The 20,555-nt window shown below is 28.4% G+C and carries 10 protein-coding genes; 2 read left to right on the top strand and 8 right to left on the bottom strand.

All coding sequences use genetic code 11. The features are described 5' to 3' along the window. Positions 1–137 precede the first annotated feature (137 nt). Together NY022_RS08280 and NY022_RS08285 are read right to left on the bottom strand one after the other, a co-directional pair. Positions 138–1,835, bottom strand: a complete 1,698-nt coding sequence (locus tag NY022_RS08280; RefSeq protein ID WP_267525203.1) for a ShlB/FhaC/HecB family hemolysin secretion/activation protein — start codon at positions 1,833–1,835, stop codon at positions 138–140. A 180-nt stretch (positions 1,836–2,015) separates the two neighbouring features. After that, positions 2,016–2,546, bottom strand: a complete 531-nt coding sequence (locus tag NY022_RS08285; RefSeq protein ID WP_267525204.1) for a GNAT family N-acetyltransferase — start codon at positions 2,544–2,546, stop codon at positions 2,016–2,018. A 53-nt stretch (positions 2,547–2,599) separates the two neighbouring features. Between NY022_RS08285 and NY022_RS08290 the strand changes: the two genes are divergently transcribed. Together NY022_RS08290 and NY022_RS08295 are read left to right on the top strand one after the other, a co-directional pair. Next, positions 2,600–3,307 carry a YebC/PmpR family DNA-binding transcriptional regulator gene (locus NY022_RS08290; RefSeq protein ID WP_267525206.1) on the top strand — a complete coding sequence of 236 codons (708 nt, stop codon included), beginning with the start codon at positions 2,600–2,602 and terminating at the stop codon, positions 3,305–3,307. A 10-nt stretch (positions 3,308–3,317) separates the two neighbouring features. Further along, positions 3,318–3,785: a peptidylprolyl isomerase gene (locus NY022_RS08295; protein ID WP_267525208.1), complete on the top strand. Its 468-nt coding sequence runs from the start codon at positions 3,318–3,320 to the stop codon at positions 3,783–3,785. A gap of 245 nt (positions 3,786–4,030) precedes the next feature. On the opposite strand, the gene NY022_RS08300 is transcribed toward NY022_RS08295, so the two are convergent. The 6 genes from NY022_RS08300 to rpsT all read right to left on the bottom strand — a co-directional run bounded on the left by NY022_RS08300 (position 4,031) and on the right by rpsT (position 20,484). Further along, positions 4,031–12,811: a filamentous hemagglutinin N-terminal domain-containing protein gene (locus tag NY022_RS08300; RefSeq protein WP_267525209.1), complete on the bottom strand. Its 8,781-nt coding sequence runs from the start codon at positions 12,809–12,811 to the stop codon at positions 4,031–4,033. A gap of 16 nt (positions 12,812–12,827) precedes the next feature. Then, positions 12,828–14,327 (bottom strand): hypothetical protein, encoded by a 1,500-nt coding sequence (locus tag NY022_RS08305; RefSeq protein ID WP_267525211.1) that lies wholly within the window; start codon positions 14,325–14,327, stop codon positions 12,828–12,830. Between the two features lie 266 nt (positions 14,328–14,593). Beyond that, positions 14,594–18,151 (bottom strand): pyruvate:ferredoxin (flavodoxin) oxidoreductase, encoded by a 3,558-nt coding sequence (gene nifJ, locus NY022_RS08310; protein WP_267525213.1) that lies wholly within the window; start codon positions 18,149–18,151, stop codon positions 14,594–14,596. Between the two features lie 59 nt (positions 18,152–18,210). After that, positions 18,211–19,032: a hypothetical protein gene (locus NY022_RS08315; protein ID WP_267525215.1), complete on the bottom strand. Its 822-nt coding sequence runs from the start codon at positions 19,030–19,032 to the stop codon at positions 18,211–18,213. Between the two features lie 108 nt (positions 19,033–19,140). Beyond that, a complete protein-coding gene (prfA, locus tag NY022_RS08320; RefSeq protein WP_267525216.1) occupies positions 19,141–20,211 on the bottom strand; it encodes a peptide chain release factor 1 in 1,071 nt (356 codons plus the stop codon). 6 nt (positions 20,212–20,217) lie between these two features. After that, positions 20,218–20,484, bottom strand: a complete 267-nt coding sequence (gene rpsT / locus NY022_RS08325; RefSeq protein ID WP_214117154.1) for a 30S ribosomal protein S20 — start codon at positions 20,482–20,484, stop codon at positions 20,218–20,220. Between the last annotated feature and the right edge of the window lie 71 nt (positions 20,485–20,555).

Consider the following 20,555-nt stretch of genomic DNA (forward strand, 5'->3'; position numbering starts at 1 on the left):
TCATTAGCAAAGATTGAATTAGGAATGAGTAAAGATAAGATAATGATTAGTGAGATGATTTGTTTTACAGGGCTATTTGGTTTCATTGCTAAAGCCTTTGCATTATTACCTTTTTTATTCATTTTTTCCTTTTATATTTAAAAATAATATGTTAAAGAAAAATTAAAAACTGGTGATTTTGATAGGAAAAAATTTGGCTTTTTAAGTGGTTTAGCTATTAAAAAATCATAGCTTAATCCACCGTAATAATTACTGCTAATGTTTCCTTTGAATCCTAAACCAGCACCTAAAAGTTTATTTTTACCATTATAATTAGAATTTGAATCATAAACAATACCACCGTCAAACGCTAAATAAAAATAATTATTTTTGTGATAATTATAAGATAATGTATTTTTAATATAAAATCCTTTTTGTCCAATAAGGCTCATTTCTCCATCAAATCCTCTTACTGAATACACACCACCTATACTAATTTTATCTTGATTGGTAAGCGGGGTTTTATTATACTGTGCGTGAAAATTTATCTCATAATTAAAATTATTAAGAAAATTTTTATTATAAGTTATATCTAATAGCCATAATCTCATACGACTAGTTCCTTCTCCTAATAATTGCTCTGGTGCTGGTATAGCTCCTAACATACCGGTGCCTTTTTTATACGCTATATTTGTACTTAAAAATGAATTTGTAAAATATATATCTAATTTAGCACCTAGCTCATATCCTGCTGTTATTCTTTTCTGATTATCTAACTCAAATTCATCAATATAATTTTTACTCTCTCTTTTAAAAATTGCAAAAAATGGGGTAAATTTTATATTTTGATTACGATATAACAAATATGATAAATTTAATTTATTAAATCTACTAACACCGCTATATTGATATAAATTATAAGCACCAGCAATAACTTGATTATAATTATAACGAGAATGGGTGTAATCAATACTAAAATTACCAAATGGGATTTTAAAATTTCCATAAAAATTATTAGAATTACCATGCTTTTTTTCATCATTTAAATATGTATTTTTCTTATAAAATATAGCTCCACCATAATTAAAAGTATAAATTTCATTAAATCCAAACAAATTAACAGCACTTAAACTAATAACACCTTGATAAGAACCAGTTTCCTTACTACCATAATTATCCAAAGATAATTGTAATGATAATGGTAAAGCACGCTGAGTGCGAGATATAAATATATCACTAAAACCTTCATTCTCACTTGGAGATATACTAATATCCACATTACCAAATGTAGCATTTGATATATTTTCAATGGCAGTTTCAATATTTCTCATATTCAGTGGTTTTTGATGATTAATTTCTCCAAAAGCCGTAAAAAGCGAAGCATTATTTCTATCATTAACTTCTTCATTTATTAAAATTTTATTAATTTTTCCATAATTTATTTTTATTATTAACTTTTTTGATTTTAAATTTGTATTTCCTAATACTGCATAGCTTGTTATATAGCCGTATGATATCAATTCGTTATTAAAACCATTAATTATTGCATTAATTCCCTTTTCACCAAGGCATATTCCACTTTTAAATTTAACCTTTTTTAAAAAAGAATCTAAAATAAATTTTGTTTTTAAATTCTTATCGCCACTTAACAATATTTTATCTATCTTAAAACATAAATCTTCATCATATAATAATGTTTTAATATCATTTTTTTGACTATTTTCTAAATTTGAAGTTTTGATATTTTGTTCATAAATTTTAATTCTTTCAATTTCATTTTTAATCTCTCTTTGTTGATTATCATTAGCAAATAAAATTGATACAAATATAATGCATAAATAAAAAAACCTAAACATAAAAACACCTAAAAATATTGTAAAAGTTCAACAAGATTATATAGTTTAATAAATAAAAAAAACTTAAAAATATATTGGCATAATTAAATATAATTTTTACTATTATTTACACTACAAAATAGCATAATAATGAAAATCTTTACTAAAATTAATACTTTACAAAGTATAAAAATTATATAATTAATCTATATTCTTTATCATTTTTAAATAAATTTCATCATTAAAATTAGTTTCTTTAATTGTTTTAAATCCATAATTTTTATAAAATTCTGGGGTTTTTGTAATTAATGAAATTATTTTATAACCATTATTTTTTGCCTTTATATTAGCGTATTCTAACATTTTTTTTAAAATACCTTTACCTCTAAAATCAGGTAGTATAGCTATGCTATCAATATAAAATTCACCATCATCAAATTCTTTAATAATTTTAAAATCAATACCTTTATATAGCAAATATTCCTCTATAGCTAAATCGCTATATTCGCTACTACCGTAAGCACAACAAGCAGCAACTATATTTTTATCAATTTCATAAACAAAAATATTATCTAATGCAAACCTACATTTATCATTACCATAAAATTTATAAAATACTTGCATTTTTTTTAATTCATCATCTTCACAAAATAATTTTTGTGTGAAAGTATCTTGTGCTAAGTCTAATATATCACAAACTATGAACTCATCTAAATTTGGCTTTCTTATCATTAGTTATCCTTATTTTTATACAATTATAGCTATTTTTTTTAATGAGGTAAAGTATGGGAAGAGCGTTTGAATATAGACGAGCTAGCAAAGAAGCTCGTTGGGATAAAATGAGTAAAATTTTTCCAAAATTAGCAAAAGCCATTGAAGTAGCTGCTCGTGAAGGTGGGGTTGACCCTGAAATGAATGCAAAACTTCGCTCAGCAATAGCGACTGCAAAAGCACAAAATATGCCAAAAGATAATATTGATGCAGCATTAAAAAGAGCACTAGGTAAAGATGGTAACGATATTAAAACAATCCATTATGAAGCAAAGGCAGCTCATGGAGTGCAAATCATAGTTGAAACAGCAACTGACAACACAAATAGAACTGCTGCAAATATTAAAGCTATTTTTAATAAAAATGGTGCAACTCCGCTTACAAATGGTAGCTTAGAATTTTTATTTTCAAGAAAATGCGTTTTTATATGCACTAAACCTGAAAAAGCTATTGATGAATTAGAATTAGAACTAATTGATTATGGTTTAGAAGAGCTTGAAGATGAAGGCGAAAATATTAGAATAATAGGAGCTTATGATAGTTTTGGTGAGCTTAGCAATGGTATAGATAAATTAAATTTAGAACTAAAAAGTGGTAAATTAGAATATTTACCTAATAATCCTATTAGTTTAAATGAAGAACAAATTAATGAACTTGAAAAATTACTTGACAAACTTGAAGATGATGATGATGTTCAAGCTGTTTATACAAATATAGAATAAAGGAGTTAAAATGTTAAAAACTTACGATAATTTCAATGATTTAGAAAAAATCAATGGTGTGATTATAAATACAAGTAAAGGTGATATGAAGTTAAAATTATTTAAAGATACACCACAAACTACACTTAATTTTGCAAATTTAATTGAAGATGGTTTTTATGATGGGCTAAATTTTCATAGAGTAATACCTAACTTTGTAATTCAAGGCGGTTGTCCTTTTGGTACTGGGACAGGTGGTCCAGGTTGGAATATCAAATGCGAATGTGATAATCAAGAACATAAACATATAAGAGGAAGTCTTTCTATGGCTCATGCTGGTCGTGATACTGGTGGTTCTCAATTCTTTATATGTCATTCAGCACAACCACACTTAGATGGTGTTCATACTATTTTTGGACAAATTGAAGATGATGAGAGTTTAAAAGTTCTTGATAATATAAGACAAGGTGATAAAATTATCAGCATTAAATTATTTTAATTTTAAAAACCGTTGGTAAATTCCAACGGTTGCCATAATTTAACTTACATTTTTAACAAATTTTAAAATAACTTTCTAAAATAATATTTTTTTTAATCACACAATCTTAAAAAACTTAAAAGTAAAGATTTTTTAATAAAACTATAAATTTTTAAATGATAATATAAATAAGGTTGAAGATAAAATAAAGGCTTAAAGTAATATAATCAAAAAATTAATTATATTACTTAGCTCTATAACAGTATTTATTTTTCAATATTATTTTCTACTTTTGCACTTCCTTTTCCTGTAATTTTTCTCACCTTTTTCTTGTTCTCAATATTTTCAACAGTATATTTTCCTTGATAATCTACTTTCTCTTGTCTTGCTACTCCCTTAGCAAATATTTTTTCTTTTATATCTATCACCGCATCAATAATATTTTCAAATATAGTAAATATAGGTTTTTTTACTGTTTTTTTGCCATCAATTGTGCTGGTGGTATCTATTGTTAAATTTGCATTATCTAGGTTAGTTTTAAATCCTTTATCAACTCCACTAGTTATATCAGAATTAATTAAATTTAAATTAGTATTTCCATTGCCGATAGTTAATTGTGCATTAGATGTTACATCACCACGATTTTCATCGTTATTAGTAATAGTTACTTGATTCTTACCTTTAATATCAGTATTTAAATTAATATTTCCTTCTGATACTACCTTTCCACCATCAATAAGTACATTAGAACTATTAATATCTATTTCATTTTCTGAATACAATGAACTATCCTTATTAATTTCTATTTTTAGTGGTGATTTAATATCAAGTTTTTCCTTAGCTTTTATTATTGTATCTACTCCACCAGCTCCATCTCCTAATGTAACTGTTCCTGTTGTTGATTCTATATCTACACCTTTACCACTTACTGTTCCGTTTGCTACTGTTACATCATTAGTACCTGTAATATTTACTTTTCCATCACTTGATGTAACATCTGCATTAACACTTGTAGTAGCTGATTTATTAGTTCCATCAGTTCCTATATTTACTCCAGTTTTTCCTGATACATTTGCTTTAGTTGTAGTTGAATTTGAACCAAATACTGTTGCATTTCCTTCTGTAGATTTTACTTCTCCATTTGTTGTTACATCATTTCCTGTTACTGATACTCCTTTATCTCCTGATATAGTTCCATCAGTTATTACTGTTGCACTTCCTTTTACTTCTGCATTACCTTTTGATGTAATTCCTGTATCTTTTCCTATAGTTATATCAGTTCCTGTTATTGTTAGGTTTTTGTTTTCACCAGTTGAATTTAGGCTAGTTTTTGGATTATTATCCTTATCACCTATATTTACTACTCCACCTGAAACTGCTATTTCACTACCACTAACATTACTATTTGCTATATTTACTTTCTTATTTGCTTTTACATCAACTTTATCACTAGCTGTTATGTTTCCTTCTATGTTAGTAGTTTTAGTAGTGTCATCACCTACATTAATAGCTTTACCATCTAATGTTCCATTTGATGTAATGCTTTCACCTTTTAATGTAATATCTGATTTAGTTGTTTCATCTCCTAGTTTTGCATCAGAATTTACTTTTAAGTTTGTTTTTGCTGTTACATTGATTGGTGAATTTGTATCTGTGCTTTTAATTGTTGTATCACCTGTGCCACTTCCATCTCCTAGTGTAACTGCTCCTGTTGTTGATTCTATATCTACACCTTTACCACTTACTGTTCCGTTTTTTACTGTTACATCATTAGTACCTGTAATATTTACTTTACCGTTATCAGATGTTATTACTCCACTTACTGTTGTACTTTCTGATAAAGTTCCATTTTTATCTTTTCCTATGTTTACTCCATCAGTTCCAGATACACTTCCTGAAGTTGTTGTTGATTTTTTCCCTGCTATCGTTGTTGTTGTTCCTGATATATCTCCTTTTGAATCAACTACATTTCCTATAATATTTACTTCTCCTTTTGTAGTCTCTCCTACTTTTGCATCATTCTCTACCGTTACTTTTTCCGTAGCATTTATATCTAATTTTCCTTCTATCTTTGTATCTGTACCTCCTTGTCCATCTCCAAGTTTTACATTATTTCCTGTAATTTCTGTTCCTGTTCCACTAGATACTGTTCCATTTGCTACTGTTACATCATTAGTACCTGTAATATTTACTTTTCCATCACTTGATGTAACATCTGCATTAACACTTGTAGTAGCTGATTTGCTAGTTCCATCAGTTCCTATACTTACTCCAGTTTTTCCTGATACATTTGCTTTAGTTGTAGTTGAATTTGAACCAAATACTGTTGCATTTCCTTCTGTAGATTTTACTTCTCCATTTGTTGTTACATCATTTCCTGTTACTTTAACATCTCCTGCTCCAGTTATGTTTCCTTCTATGTTAGTAGTTTTAGTAGTGTCATCACCTACATTAATAGCTTTACCATCTAATGTTCCATTTGATGTAATGCTTTCACCTTTTAATGTGATATCTGATTTAGTTGTTTCATCTCCTACTTTTGCATCAGAATTTACTTTTAAGTCTGTTTTTGCTGTTACATTGATTGGTGAATTTGTATCTGTGCTTTTAATTGTTGTATCACCTGTACCACTTCCATCTCCTAATGTAACTGTTCCATTAGTTGAATCTATATCTACACCTTTACCACTTACTGTTCCGTTTGCTACTGTTACAGCTCCACTAGCTTTTACTGTAACTTTTTCTGTCCCTGACACATCTCCTTCTACTGATGTAGTTTTACTTACTACAGCACCATTTTCATCTACTCCAATATTTACAGCACCATTATTAGTAGTTAAACTTCCAGTTGTGTTTGTTGTGTTTGTTCCAGCAATAGTTATATTTCCAGTAGCTGGTGTTTTTCCATTATTTGCTCCAGTAGTTTTTATAGTTCCACTAGTTGTTACATCATTTCCTGTAGCTTTTATATCTCCAGTGGCACTTACATTTCCACCAAAATTTACAGTACTTGTATTAGTTCCATCATCATTAGCTGCTCCTGTTAATGTAATATTTCTAGCAGTTATTTTTCCTTCACTATCTATTTTTTTAGAAGTAATATTTATATCTGGACTTGTTGTTTCTCCTTTAAATTCAACATCTTTCCATATACTTGTACTATCTGTCCCTTTTACATCCATAGTAGTTTTTGCTATAAATTTAGTATCTATTTTAGCATCGGTTCCATCTGCCATAGCTCCATTTTGTGCTTTTTTATCTCCTAATACAACATCTTTACTAGATATCTTAATAGTATCTGCTGTTACAGTATTATTTTTTATAGTTACTGAATCTGTAGCTTTTATATCAGCTGTATTTTTAGCTGTAACATTTCCTTCTACTGTTGTAGTTGTAGTGCTATCATTTCCTACATTTACATCTCCATTTGATGAAGTTAATGCTCCTGTAGTTGTTATTGTATTACCTAATATATCTACTTTTGTATTTCCTGATACTACACCTTTAACATCAGTCGTTGAACCATCTTTACCTATAATTACATTACCTGTTGAAGATGTTATACTTCCTGATGTGGTTACATTTGTGCCTAATACACTTATATCCCCATCTGATGATGTTAATTTTCCAGCAGTTTTAGACTCAACACTATTTCCTACTACACTAATCCCTGCTTTTCCTGTTACAGCATCATTTATTCTAACTGTTGCACCATCTTTACCAATGGTTACATTACCATTATTAGAATTAACTTCTCCACCTATAGTTACTTTATTTCCAGTTATATTGATATCTTTTCCATTAGTTGTAGTTGCATCTCTTCCTTTTGAAGTTACTGAGGAATTTACATCTACAGTATTTCCATCTATTTTTATAAAACTATCAGATACTAATGCTGATGATATAGTTGCACTTTCTGTTCCAGTAATAGTTATACTTCCCTTTTTATTAGTAGTTGTATTTTCTTTTGCTGTAATTCCTTTTTTTATCTCCGTAATATTTCCAGAAATATTTACATCTCCATTAGCAGTCGTTTTAGCATTAAATATTGCTGATTCAGTTGCTGTGATATTTATATCATTAGTTTCTAATCCTGGTTCATATCCTACAGTTACATTTTTACCTTCAAATACCAAGCTACTTATTTTACTGCTATCTCCTACCGAAGTATCATCTTTAATATCTATATTTTCTCCAGCTTTTATAGAGATTATTCCATTTTTTGTAAATAGCTTTGTATCATTACTAGTTCCATCTCCTACATTTATACTTTTCTTTCCTTCTATAAAGATTGTTCCAGCCCCTTTGCTTTCTAATGTTATTTTATTCAATGCTAAATTTTCGGCAGTGTATAAATTTATATTTTTTTCTGCTGATATATTGCTATTTTCTGCTAATTTTACTTCTCCTCTAATATTACCAGCATTATCTTTTCCACCTAAAGTAACATTTTCTGTAGCATTAATCTCTTTATTTATTAAGGTTTTATTTACTCCATCTACAGTTACATTTTTTCCATCTAATTTTGTAGATATTGTTGCTATACCCTTATTTTTAGTCATATCATCAGGAGCTGATGCATCCACTTCTGTACCATTAGCTTTAATAACTATATCATCTTTATTAGTAGAACTTTCATCTCCTATTTTTGTATTTTCATTAAGAGTTACATTCTTACCAGTAATATTTATTGTACCTGAAGTAGTTTGTCCCACATCTGAATTTATTTTTACACTACTTGTCGTATTGTTATTACCTATATTTACATCTCCAGCTGTGCTTTCTATAGTTACATTTTTACCTTTTAATGTTTGAGTAACTTTACTATCAGCAGCAATATTAAGATTAATATCTTTTTCTCCAGTGATTGTTAGTTTTTCTCCTGCTGTCAAATCACCTTTTACAGTAGTTGTAGCCTTTTCTCCTACAATTAAATTCTCACTAGCTGTTACTGCTGTATTTACGGTAGTTCCTGTATCTCCTTTAATAGTTACATTCTTACCGTCAAGAGTAGTTCCATTTGTCGTTGCTGTTCCTGCTGTTGCGGTAATATTAACATCTGCTTTTACTCCATTTTGTGTGGTATCTCCGATTACAGAGCCTGTTTTAATATTTACATTCCCTTTATCAGCTGTTATGTTAATAGAACCACTTGTATCTTTAGATTTTATAGTAGAAGTTCCTACTGCAATATTTCCTGTAGTTGCTGTTATATCTACGCCTTTTCCTACTAGCTCACCAGCATTTATATCTATTCCTTTATTTGCACTAAGAGTTATTTTTTCTTTAGCATCTATTTTATCACTAGCACTACCATTTAGAATTATTCCTTCAGTTGTAGCTGTAAATGTTACATTATTAGCATTATAGTTTCCACTTTTTTTCTCTATTTTTGTAGCCTCTATAGTAATATCTCCATTAGTTGAAGTCAAATCTCCTCTAGCAACTATATTTTTTCCTGATACAGCCTTAATATTTCCACCATTTGCAATATTAGCATTAAAATCTAGTGGTGTATTATCAGTAGCTTTTACTGTTAAATTTACATCACTACCATCTTTATTTGACACGCTAAAAGTTCCATCAAAATTTTTAGCATCGCTACTAGTTCCACCAGTCAAACCTTTATCTAAGATATTAAATGTAAAATCATTTCCTTTTATATTTTTTACTTCAAATTTCGCATTATTTCTATCTGCTGTATTTTTATTAAGATTTCCTACTGTTAAATCTGGAGTATCCCATTTATCTATAGTCATTGCTCCACCAGTAGTAGTAACATTGAAAGCTTGTAATTTTAATGTATTGCTAGCATCTCCATTATTTACAATATTTACTCCAGCCGTATTGTTGGTAATTAAATTATAAGCTCTAATATCTACATTTGAATTTTTAGTTGCTGTTATGCTCCCTGATAATTCTATCTTACCACCATTATTAGCAGCATCTCTAAATGGTTTATTTATATATCTATCTAAATCATTTTGATATTTATCATCTGTTATAGATTCTCCAAATATCATTCCAGTTGTCAAAGTAAATTTAGAATTATCCACATTAATATTATTAAATTTAGTTGTACCGGTTGAAGCAACTGCACTCACATAAGTATTTGCATTATTTAAATTAATATCTCCAGCATTATCTATTCCACCTTTTTTATATCCCATAAATTCTAATATATTTGTTCCACCATCTATAGTTAGACTATGATTATCCATATTTAATCCAACATTACCTGATTTTGGTGCAAAGACAAATAATCCACTATTTGTAACATTTACATCACTTTTTAAAGTAGCTGCCTCATTTGAATTCCAAGTTTCTTTATACACTTCATCTTTATTAGCTCCTAAATTTCCATCAGTTTCTTTAGATGTGCTGTGAGATAATAATTCTAATTTCGCATCTTGTCCTATATTTATATTTCCACCTAGTTTTAAATTAGTAGTAGCACTTCCAGCTCCATTAGCTTGTACCTGTATTAAAGCATTTCCACTTTGTATATCAATAGAAGTATTTGTTGTATCTCCTATATCAAAAGTACTTCTAGATGTTATTTTTAAATCACCAGCCGTATTAGTTATTTTTTTAGTAGTTATATCTCCAGCTTCTATAGACATTGAAGCATTATTTGTAATATTGTCATTATTTAATTCTCTATTAGCATATACAACCATTTCACCATTATTATTTATAATAGAGTTTACATTCATAGTTTTAGTATTATCATATACAGTACTATTTCCACCATCAACTACTCTTACTTCTAATTTGCCTGTAGAATTATTTGTAATGGTATTAGCATTTATCCTATCTTTAACCTCTATTTTTAAATTTCCTGATGTATTTGTTATAGTAGTATCTTTTATATCTCCTATTTTTTGATCAACTATAAAATCTCTTGCTAAATCACCTTTGGTAATTCCTGTAGCATTCTTTTCATCTTCTGTAATAGCATCATATAAGTTAGGGTTGGTATTTTGTTTTGATACAATTCTATTTGCTGTTATTGTAAATTCCCCTGCTTCATTTATAATCTCACCTACACCTATTCTCGTGCTATTTTTAGAAAATCCAGCATTAGCAGTTCCTTCACCTTTATGTATTATCTTATCAAAATAATATCTATCTGATCTAATATTACCTTCCCAAACAACATCATTATCTTTCATATCTATTACACTATCTTTAGCAGTGTCAAATATTAAATTCGTTGCACTAAAATCATATCCATGATTATAATAGTGTTTATTATCAAAAACTAAATTAGCACCATTACTTACTTTAAAAGTCATATCACCGGTTTTTTTAAAGTTAAATCCCCCTACTGGTTGATAACTTAAAGTACTTCCGATATCAAATGTTATTTTACCTTTTCCACTTACAGTAATATTATCATCAAACACATAATTATATTGTAACGCTTTATTACTACCATTATGATGATTATCATAACGTCCTAAAAAATAAATATTTGAACCTTCACCTAACGCAAAAGTTGATTTTTTAAATACAAACAAATCTCTTCCTGATTTACTATCATTATCTATTACATTTAAACTTCCACTTTTATGAAAAATAAGGTCTGCATCAAAAACACCATTATAAACATTTTCTATATTTATATCTCCTGATGTTTTTACAATTTTTCCACTATAAGTAATATTTTTACCATTTATATTCCAAGTTGATTGCTTTCCAACTGCAATTTCAGCATCAGCAATATTTAAATCTTTTCCTACTTCTAAATTTAAAGCTCCACCTTTCATATCTACATGAAGATTACCATTATTTATACCTTTAATATTAATTGAAGTATTTGCTTTAAAAGTTAAATCATTTGTATTGTCATCATTTGCGATAATATCAGCATTTACATCAATTTTACCTTCATCTGTTCCAGTTCCTTCAGTTGTTATTGTTACATTTGTGCCTTTTAAACCTTCTACTATTGTTTTATTTTTAATGGTTCCACCGGTTAATTTATTATCGTTTTCTCCATCTACAATAGTTATATTTATAGGGTCTATCAACCAAGTTCCTGTCTTAGCATTTTGCGACCTAGTATCTACTTTCACATCATCGTTGATTTTTATATTCTTACCTGATGTTTCTATAAGTCCGCCATTACCGTCCTTTGAAGTAGCACTATATTTTCCACTGTATTCTGCATTATCTCCCCACATCAAAATATCTCCAGCATTTTTATCTGCTGAACTACTGATATTTGTATTTTTTTCTATTTTTAAATCTGTGGTTTCATTTCTATTTCCTATAGTTATAGCTTGTCCATTTGTAGAAACTATGCCACCGATTTTGATATTTTTACCCCTAATATCAATTTTTCCATTTTTAGCTATGATATCTCCTAGGTTTATTACTTTACCATTAGGAGCTTGTATTTCATATGCTATAGCTCTATTTTTTAAATCTTGTATGGTTACTTTTGTCCCTGCTGCTAATAAAATATTACCATTTTCAGCCTTTACAATTCCACTATTTTTTATCTCATTTCCTATTAAGGCTAATTTGCCGTCTTGAACTATGATTAAGCCTTGATTTTCTACCTTTGCTCCATTATTTCCAGCAAATATGTCTTTTTTATCTAAAAAATCTTTATTTGATATATCTAAGCTTGATGCTACTAGGCTTTTTGTATCAATTCTAGCATTTTGTCCGAATACAATACCACTTGTATTTATTAAATATACATTTGCATTAGATTGTAAAAGTCCATCAAAAAATGTTTCTTTTCCATCTAGCACTCTATTTAACACCCTGCTATTGCTATTTTCTTGTAAAAATTTTACTATTTCATCTTTGTAAGTATCAAAATTTTTCCAGTCTATGATACTGCCGTCGCTATTTTTAATAGTTAGCTTATTTCCTTCTCTTATGATATCTACTTTACCTGATATAACATTTTCTCCTATAGGTAAGCCAAATGCTACTTCCCCTGTTATTAATAATGTTACAACTAAGCTTTTTGTAAGTTTGATTTTATTTTTTTTCATTTTTTGAATTTGTTTTACTTTACTTGCCATTTTTTATCTCCCACAATTAAAATCTTGCTTCTGCTTTCATTCCGAATACAAATTTAGATTCGTTTTGAGAAGCTGCCGTATTTACAATGTCATAACCAATATTAGTATCTAGTTTAAAATGCTTAAATTGTTTTAATCTAAAACCTACACCAAATGTATCAATTTTTTCTGTTTTTGTCTTATTATCAAATACATTATATTCTCTTGCCAACGCATAATCGTTATATACATATATAGTATTTTTCTTACCAAATTCAAGTTCGTTTTTTATTAAAATATAATCTTGTGGTTTTATGCTATTATCTGATTTTCTCGTAGCTCTTACTGAGTTTTGCGTTATTAAATCATTTGATAATTCAGCATTTAAAATTTTACTTGATAAAGCACCTTCAACCTTTAAATAATATCTTGCCGCTTCTTGAAACTGCCATAAAAAATTACTTTCCATTGAAAGTTTTGCATAATTTTTAGATAAATGTTCTTCTATTGATTTTGTATTTCCTTCTAATTTTAAATCAAAATCAAAATATTTATCAGCCATTCTTTTATTAAAATAATAACCTACATAAGGGATAAAGAAGTGCTTTGTTTCTTTTGAAACGGTCTGACCTAAAAATTCTAATTTATTACCTGATATTATATATTTTGCCCCAGCATATATTTTATTTTTTACTTCATAATTATCCATAAATATCGGTAAATTATACAAATATCTTACATCGGCTTCAAAATTTTTTGCTTTCATAGTGATAACATCATCTAAAAATTTTTTCTTTGCTATTCCGTAACCTAAATTCATATCAAATTCACCATGCAATTCTTCTATAGGATTATGATAATACATTCCAAAATATGTTAAGTCTTCTAATGTCCTTACAACATTTAGCCCTAATACATCATCGTTGCCCGTTGTATTGTAATTTAAATACTGATATCCATATCTGAATTGTTTATTTCTTTTATCGCTTTTACCATAATTATCCACAAATAATCTATGTCTTGGCTCTTTTTTAGAATCTTCAATTAAATTAGCTGTTAAATATCCATCTGGTGATAAAGAATATTTTAATAATAAATTTCTATTAGGGTTTTCTTCTATAATTTGTAAATCCCTTTTATCCAAATCATCTTGATTACCACCAATTTTTAAGCTTAATAATTTAGCTTTTTTAAAATCTGATTCACCTTGATTATATGTGATTTTTGAGATAACTGGCATAATATCATAATAAATAACGCCTGCTTCTTTTTCTTTTGTTATACACCTTACTTTAAATTTTGTTCCGTATGTATTATCAAAATACTTTTGAATATTTTCTTCATTATTTTTTAATTGTTCGTATGAAATATCACCAGTTTTATCATCAAGTATATTAGTTATTGCATTGATATCTTTTTCTAAAAGATAATCAGTCATTCCACTAAGCTCATAAGATTTAACATTTATAATATCTTGCGCATTAAGCATTTCACTTAATATAAATAATGCACCTAAAGTTTTTAAAGTTTTATTCATTAATACTCTCCTAGATATTGCATTTTTATTAATAAATTATACTATATATATATATATATATATCAAATATAAATTTCAAATAAATACAACTTTTATAATTAAACATATCACAAGTTTTTTATTGTTTGTTAAATATTTTTTAATAGATATTAAAAATATAAGCTAGATTTTGTAAAGAAAATTTAAGAAATTAATCAACACCATTAAAATATTAAATTTATATGATAATTCAATTAATTTTTAAAGCCCCTTAAAGGGGCTTTTTATTATGCATTTAATTCATCGCTAAAATCAGCAACAGCTATACGCTTAAGTTGTCTATATCTTCTTTGTGCGTCTTTTTTATTTAATTCAAATAAAGCTGCTGCTTGTTCTGGATTACTTTTCTTTAAAGAGTTGTAACGAACTTCTGCCATTAAAAACTCTTCATATAAATTCCAATCTGGTTCTTTTGATGCAATTTTTAATGGGTTTTTACCTTCATGTTCTAATCTTGGGTCAAATGTGTAAATTGGCCAATAACCACACTTAGTTGCGATTTCTGCGTGATCACCACTAGCACCCATACCACCTTTAATTCCGTGAGCTATACAAGGGCTATAGCAAATGATTAAGCTTGGTCCATCGTAAGATTCAGCTGCAATTAATGCTTTTAAGAAGTGATTATAATTTGCGTTTGAATTTACTTGAGCTACGAAAATATTTCCATAAGTCATAGCAATTTGACCTAAGTCTTTTTTCTGAGTTGGTTTACCTGCTGCTGCAAATTGTGCTACTGCACCTGTTCTAGTTGATTTAGAACTTTGACCACCTGTATTTGAATAAACTTCAGTATCCATTACTAATACATTCACATCTTCTCCACTAGCTAAAACATGGTCAAGTCCACCATAACCAATATCATAAGCCCAACCGTCGCCACCGAAAATCCATTGAGATTTTTTAGCAATGAAATTTTTAAGACTTAAAATATCTTTAGCACCTTCAAGTTCTGCGTGTTGTTCTAATAGTGGGATTAATCTATCTCTTACATCTGCTGTTATATCAGCATTTTTCTTATTAGCTAACCACTCGCCATAAAGAGCTGCAATCGCATTTGGAGCTTTATCTTTTGTATTTATCATAATATCTTCAATTCTATGGCGAATTGTCTCAGTAGCAACTCTCATACCCATACCAAATTCAGCATTATCTTCAAATAATGAGTTACCCCAAGCAGGACCAAAACCTTTATCATTTTTGCGATATGGAGTAGAAGGTGCTGAACCACCATAAATTGAGCTACAACCTGTTGCATTTGCAATCATCATTCTCTCACCAAACATTCTAGTAACTAATGTAATGTATGGAGTTTCACCACAACCAGGACATGCTCCATGGAATTCAAATAATGGTTGTGCAAATTGAGCGCCTTTTTGTGCGTCTTTTGCTAAATAATTATCTTTATAAGTAACTTTATGGAATAAGTAATCAGCGTTATCTTGTTCGCCTTTTTCTAGCTCTTCTTCAAGTGGAACCATTACAAGTGATTTTTCTTTACTTGGACATTCTGTTACACACAATTCACAGCCTGTACAATCTAATGATGAAACTTGAATTTTAAATTTAAGACTTTCGCCCTTAATACCTTTAGCATCTAAAACATGTTCTTTAACGCCTACTGGAGCATTAGCTAATTCTTCATCATTAATTAAGAATGGGCGTATTACTGCATGTGGGCAAACTGATGCACATTGATTACATTGAATACAATTTGCTTCAATCCATTTAGGCACCATAACACCAACACCACGTTTTTCATAAGCTGTAGTTCCATGTTCAAAACTACCATCTTCATATCCTATAAACGCTGATACTGGTAAATCATCTCCTTTTGCAGCGTTCATTGGTTTTACAATTTTTTCAACGAATTCAGTACCTACATATTTATCATCTGATTTTTTCTCTTCTACTACTAAATCAGCCCATGAAGGATCAACTTTTACTTCTTCTAAGCCTTCAGCACCTACATCAATAGCTTTATAGTTCATTTCAACTATTTTTTCACCTTTTTTGATATAGCTTTTATATGCAAATTCTTTCATATATTTTTGTGCGTCTTCATAAGGGATTATATTTGCTAATTTAAAGAATGCACTTTGCATAATAGTATTAGTTCTGTTACCCAAGCCTATTTCACGAGCTAATTTTGTAGCATTAATTATATAAAATTTAACTTTTTTCTCAGCAAGAACTTTTTTAACTTTATTAGGAATTTTTTCTATAGTTGTAGCTGCATCCCAAATTGAGTTAAGTAAGAAAGTTCCATTTTCCCTAACACCAGCTAAAACATCATAAATATCTAAATATGCTGCAACACTACATGCAATAAAATGTGGTGTGCTTACTAAATAAGTTGAAGTAATTGGTTTTTTAGAAAATCTTAAATGGCTTCTTGTATATCCACCTGATTTTTTACTATCATAAGCAAAATATGCTTGTGCGTAAAAATCTGTTTTATCACCGATAATCTTAATTGAGTTTTTATTAGCACCTACTGTTCCATCAGCACCTAAACCATAAAATAAACATTCAATAGTACTTGAATCACCTAAAGAAATTTTTTCTCCAACTGGTAATGATAAATGTGTTACATCATCATTAATACCTATTGTAAAATTATTTCTAGGATTTTCTTCATTAAGATTATCAAATACTGCTATTAATTGTGCTGGGTCAACATCTTTTGAACTAAGACCATATCTACCACCAACAATTAAAGGTGCTTTTTCTTTACCATAAAATGCTGCTTTAATATCAAGATATAAAGGCTCACCTATACTACCTGGTTCTTTTGTTCTATCTAAAACTGCAATTTTTTCAACGCTTGCTGGCATTTCATCAAAGAAGTATTTTAAACTAAATGGTCTATATAAATGAACTGACATTACACCAACTTTTTGACCTTTTGAATTTAAATAATCAACTACTTCTCTTAAAGCTTCAATAGAGCTACCCATAGCTACAACAATACGAGTTGCATCTTCTGCTCCATAATATACAAATGGTTTATAAGTTCTACCTGTAACTTTTGAAATTTCACTCATATAATCAGCTACAATATCAGGTAAAGCGTCATAATATTTATTTGCTAACTCACGAGTTTGAAAATATATATCATCATTTTGTGCTGTTCCACGAGTCTTAGGGTGTTCTGGGTTTAGACAGGCATCACGAAATGCTTGAACTGCATCCATATCAATTAATTTTTTATAAACTTCATAATCCATTACTTCAATTTTTTGAATTTCGTGAGATGTTCTAAATCCATCAAAAAAATGTAAAAATGGAACTCTTCCTTTAATAGCACTAAGGTGTGCAACACCACCTAAATCCATAGCCTCTTGAACGCTATTTGAACATAGCATTGCAAAACCAGTTTGACGAGCTGCGTAAATATCTTGATGATCGCCAAAAATTGATAAAGCTTGAGCTGCAATAGCACGAGCTGCAACATGCACAACACCAGGCAACATTTGACCTGCAATTTTATACATATTAGGTATTTTAAGTAATAAACCTTGAGAAGCTGTATAAGTTGTAGTTAATGCACCAGCTTGAAGTGAGCCATGAACACTACCTGCAGCACCTGCTTCACTTTGCATTTCAACAACTCTAACTGGCATACCAAAAATATTTTTTTTGCCTTGAGAAGCCCAAATATCTGTATAATCAGCCATAGGTGAACTTGGAGTAATAGGATAAATTCCTGCGACTTCAGTAAACGCATAGGCAGCATATGCAGCGGCTTCATTACCGTCCATTGTTTTCATAACTTTTGCCATAATTTTTCCTTTTATTTAAAATTTATGTTACTATATTACACAAATATTATAAATAATAGTTAATTTTGCATAAGTTTGTTTTTGTATATGAAAATAATATCGTTGTGTTTTTTTATATCTTTTGCAATAATTTTAAACGAAAAAGTATTATTGTTAGTTATAACATCAAAATACCTTAATAATTCATTTGTAAATAAAACATCGTAATTTTTTTCTAATAGTTTTTGCAAAATACCCTTAAATTCTAATAAAATTGATTTTAAAAAATCATAATTTTCTACATTTATTTGTAATTCTTGATTTTTTAAAATTAATTTAATATCGGTATTAATAAACTTTATTTTAAAATACATATCTATATTTTTACTATCAATATGCTTATTTGTATAATTAAAGCTAGTATTAAGTTCTAAGTCAATATTTTGCATATTTTCTACAAGTTCTTTATATATATTTTTATCAATCATCCAAGATAAAAACGCAAAATCTTCCCTAAAAATATTTCTAAATTTAAACGAATTAATCTTTAAATCAAAACTATAGTTATTCTTTAAAAAATCAACTTTATTATTTTCTAATAATAAATTTATGTATTTATTGTATTCTTTAAATTCAGTTAAAAATACAATTAAAGAATCAAAATTTTTTATCTCAATACTAGAAAAAGTAAAATATTTACTAACACCATTTTTAATAATACACTTATTTAATGTATCGCATTCTACATTTCCAGCTATATTAAAATACTCTAATAAATTTATTAATTTTTCTATCTCATTCTCTTTATTCTCAATAAAAATCACATCTTTTTTTTGTTCTATAAAAATAAAAAAAATAATTGTAAAAAAAATTATAAATAAACATAAAAATACTTTTTTCATAACACTATTATAGTAAAAATTAATTTTAAAAAAATAAAAATTACTTAATACTATATGATTTTTACTAGCAATAAATTAAAAACACTTAATATTAAGCAACTAAACAACTTAATTAAAATTAGCTTCGTTTAAAGCCTCTGATTGATAGTGAGCTATTAATGGTTCAATGATTTCATCTAATAAACCATCTTGCATAATTATGTCTAATCTGTGTAAAGTAAGATTTATTCTGTGATCACTTATTCTATTTTGTGGATAATTATAAGTTCTAATTCTTTCACTTCTATCTCCACTTCCAACTTGAGATTTTCTACTCTCTCGCTCTTTTGCTAATCTTTCTTGCTCTTGCATTTCATAAAGTCTTGCTTTTAAAACTTTTAAAGCACTTTCTTTATTTTTATGCTGACTTTTACCATCTTGATTAACAACAACTAAACCTGTTGGAATATGCGTAATTCTAACTGCAGAATCAGTAGTATTTACACTCTGACCACCATGACCACTACTTCTCATTACATCAATTTTTAAATCATTTGGATTTATTTCAATATCACTATCTTCTACTTCAGGCATAACCGCAACGGTTATAGCACTTGTATGAACTCTGCCTTGAGATTCTGTAGCAGGAACTCTTTGAACTCTGTGTGTGCCACCTTCGTATTTTAATCTTGAATAAGCTTTATCGCCTTTAATTAATAAAATAATCTCCTTAAATCCACCTGCACTGCCTTCACTTTGACTAACTACTTCTATTTTATAATTTTTATCTTCAGCATATCTTGCATAAGCTTTAAATAAATCTCCGACAAATAAAGCAGCTTCATCTCCACCAGTTCCAGCTCTAATTTCTAAGAAAATATTCTTATCATCATTTGGGTCTTTTGGTAATAAAAGTATTTTTATTTCTTCTTCTAATTTAGGTTTTAATTCTTCTAATTCTTTTAATTCTTCTTTAGCTAAATCACCTAAATCAGGGTCTTGCAATAAAGTTTTATTTTCTTCAATTGAATCTAGCGTATTTAAATATTTTTTAGCAACCTCAACTATATCTTCTAAACTTTTTTGTTCTTTTGATAAGGCTGTAACTTTTGCTAAATCTGTAGTATTTTCAATATTACTTAAAAACGCTTGAATTTCTTCATAGCGTTTTAAGAAAGGTTCAAGTTTGCTTGCTAGCATTAAAAATTATGCACCAATTTTATTTACTAAAAGTGCTAAACGACTTACTTTTCTTGAAGCTGTTTGTTTTTTAATAAAACCACGGCTTACCATTTCGTGAATTTTTTTATTAGCTACTTTTAAAGCTGCTGCTGCTGCTTCATTATCATTAGCTGCTGCTGCTTCACGAACTGCACGAGTAATGTTTTTAAGTCTTGTTCTATAGAATCTGTTTCTAATAGTTTTTTTAATTGTTTGTCTAGCTCTTTTTTCTGATGATTTATGATTTGCCATAAAAAATTCCTTCGTAAAAATTTTTAAAAGACTGATTTTAGTAAAGTTTTGTTAAAATAATCTTAATTCAA

Source organism: Campylobacter sp. MG1 (assembly GCF_026616895.1).
GTDB lineage: Bacteria > Campylobacterota > Campylobacteria > Campylobacterales > Campylobacteraceae > Campylobacter_E.

Bases quoted from the DNA above. Each gene is read 5' to 3' on its own strand.
- NY022_RS08300 (WP_267525209.1), bottom strand. From the start codon at position 12,811: ATGGCAAGTAAAGTAAAACAAATTCAAAAAATGAAAAAAAATAAAATC.
- NY022_RS08290 (WP_267525206.1), top strand. From the start codon at position 2,600: ATGGGAAGAGCGTTTGAATATAGACGAGCTAGCAAAGAAGCTCGTTGG.
- NY022_RS08285 (WP_267525204.1), bottom strand. From the start codon at position 2,546: ATGATAAGAAAGCCAAATTTAGATGAGTTCATAGTTTGTGATATATTA.
- NY022_RS08305 (WP_267525211.1), bottom strand. From the start codon at position 14,327: ATGAATAAAACTTTAAAAACTTTAGGTGCATTATTTATATTAAGTGAA.
- NY022_RS08295 (WP_267525208.1), top strand. From the start codon at position 3,318: ATGTTAAAAACTTACGATAATTTCAATGATTTAGAAAAAATCAATGGT.
- nifJ (WP_267525213.1), bottom strand. From the start codon at position 18,151: ATGGCAAAAGTTATGAAAACAATGGACGGTAATGAAGCCGCTGCATAT.
- rpsT (WP_214117154.1), bottom strand. From the start codon at position 20,484: ATGGCAAATCATAAATCATCAGAAAAAAGAGCTAGACAAACAATTAAA.
- NY022_RS08315 (WP_267525215.1), bottom strand. From the start codon at position 19,032: ATGAAAAAAGTATTTTTATGTTTATTTATAATTTTTTTTACAATTATT.
- prfA (WP_267525216.1), bottom strand. From the start codon at position 20,211: ATGCTAGCAAGCAAACTTGAACCTTTCTTAAAACGCTATGAAGAAATT.
- NY022_RS08280 (WP_267525203.1), bottom strand. From the start codon at position 1,835: ATGTTTAGGTTTTTTTATTTATGCATTATATTTGTATCAATTTTATTT.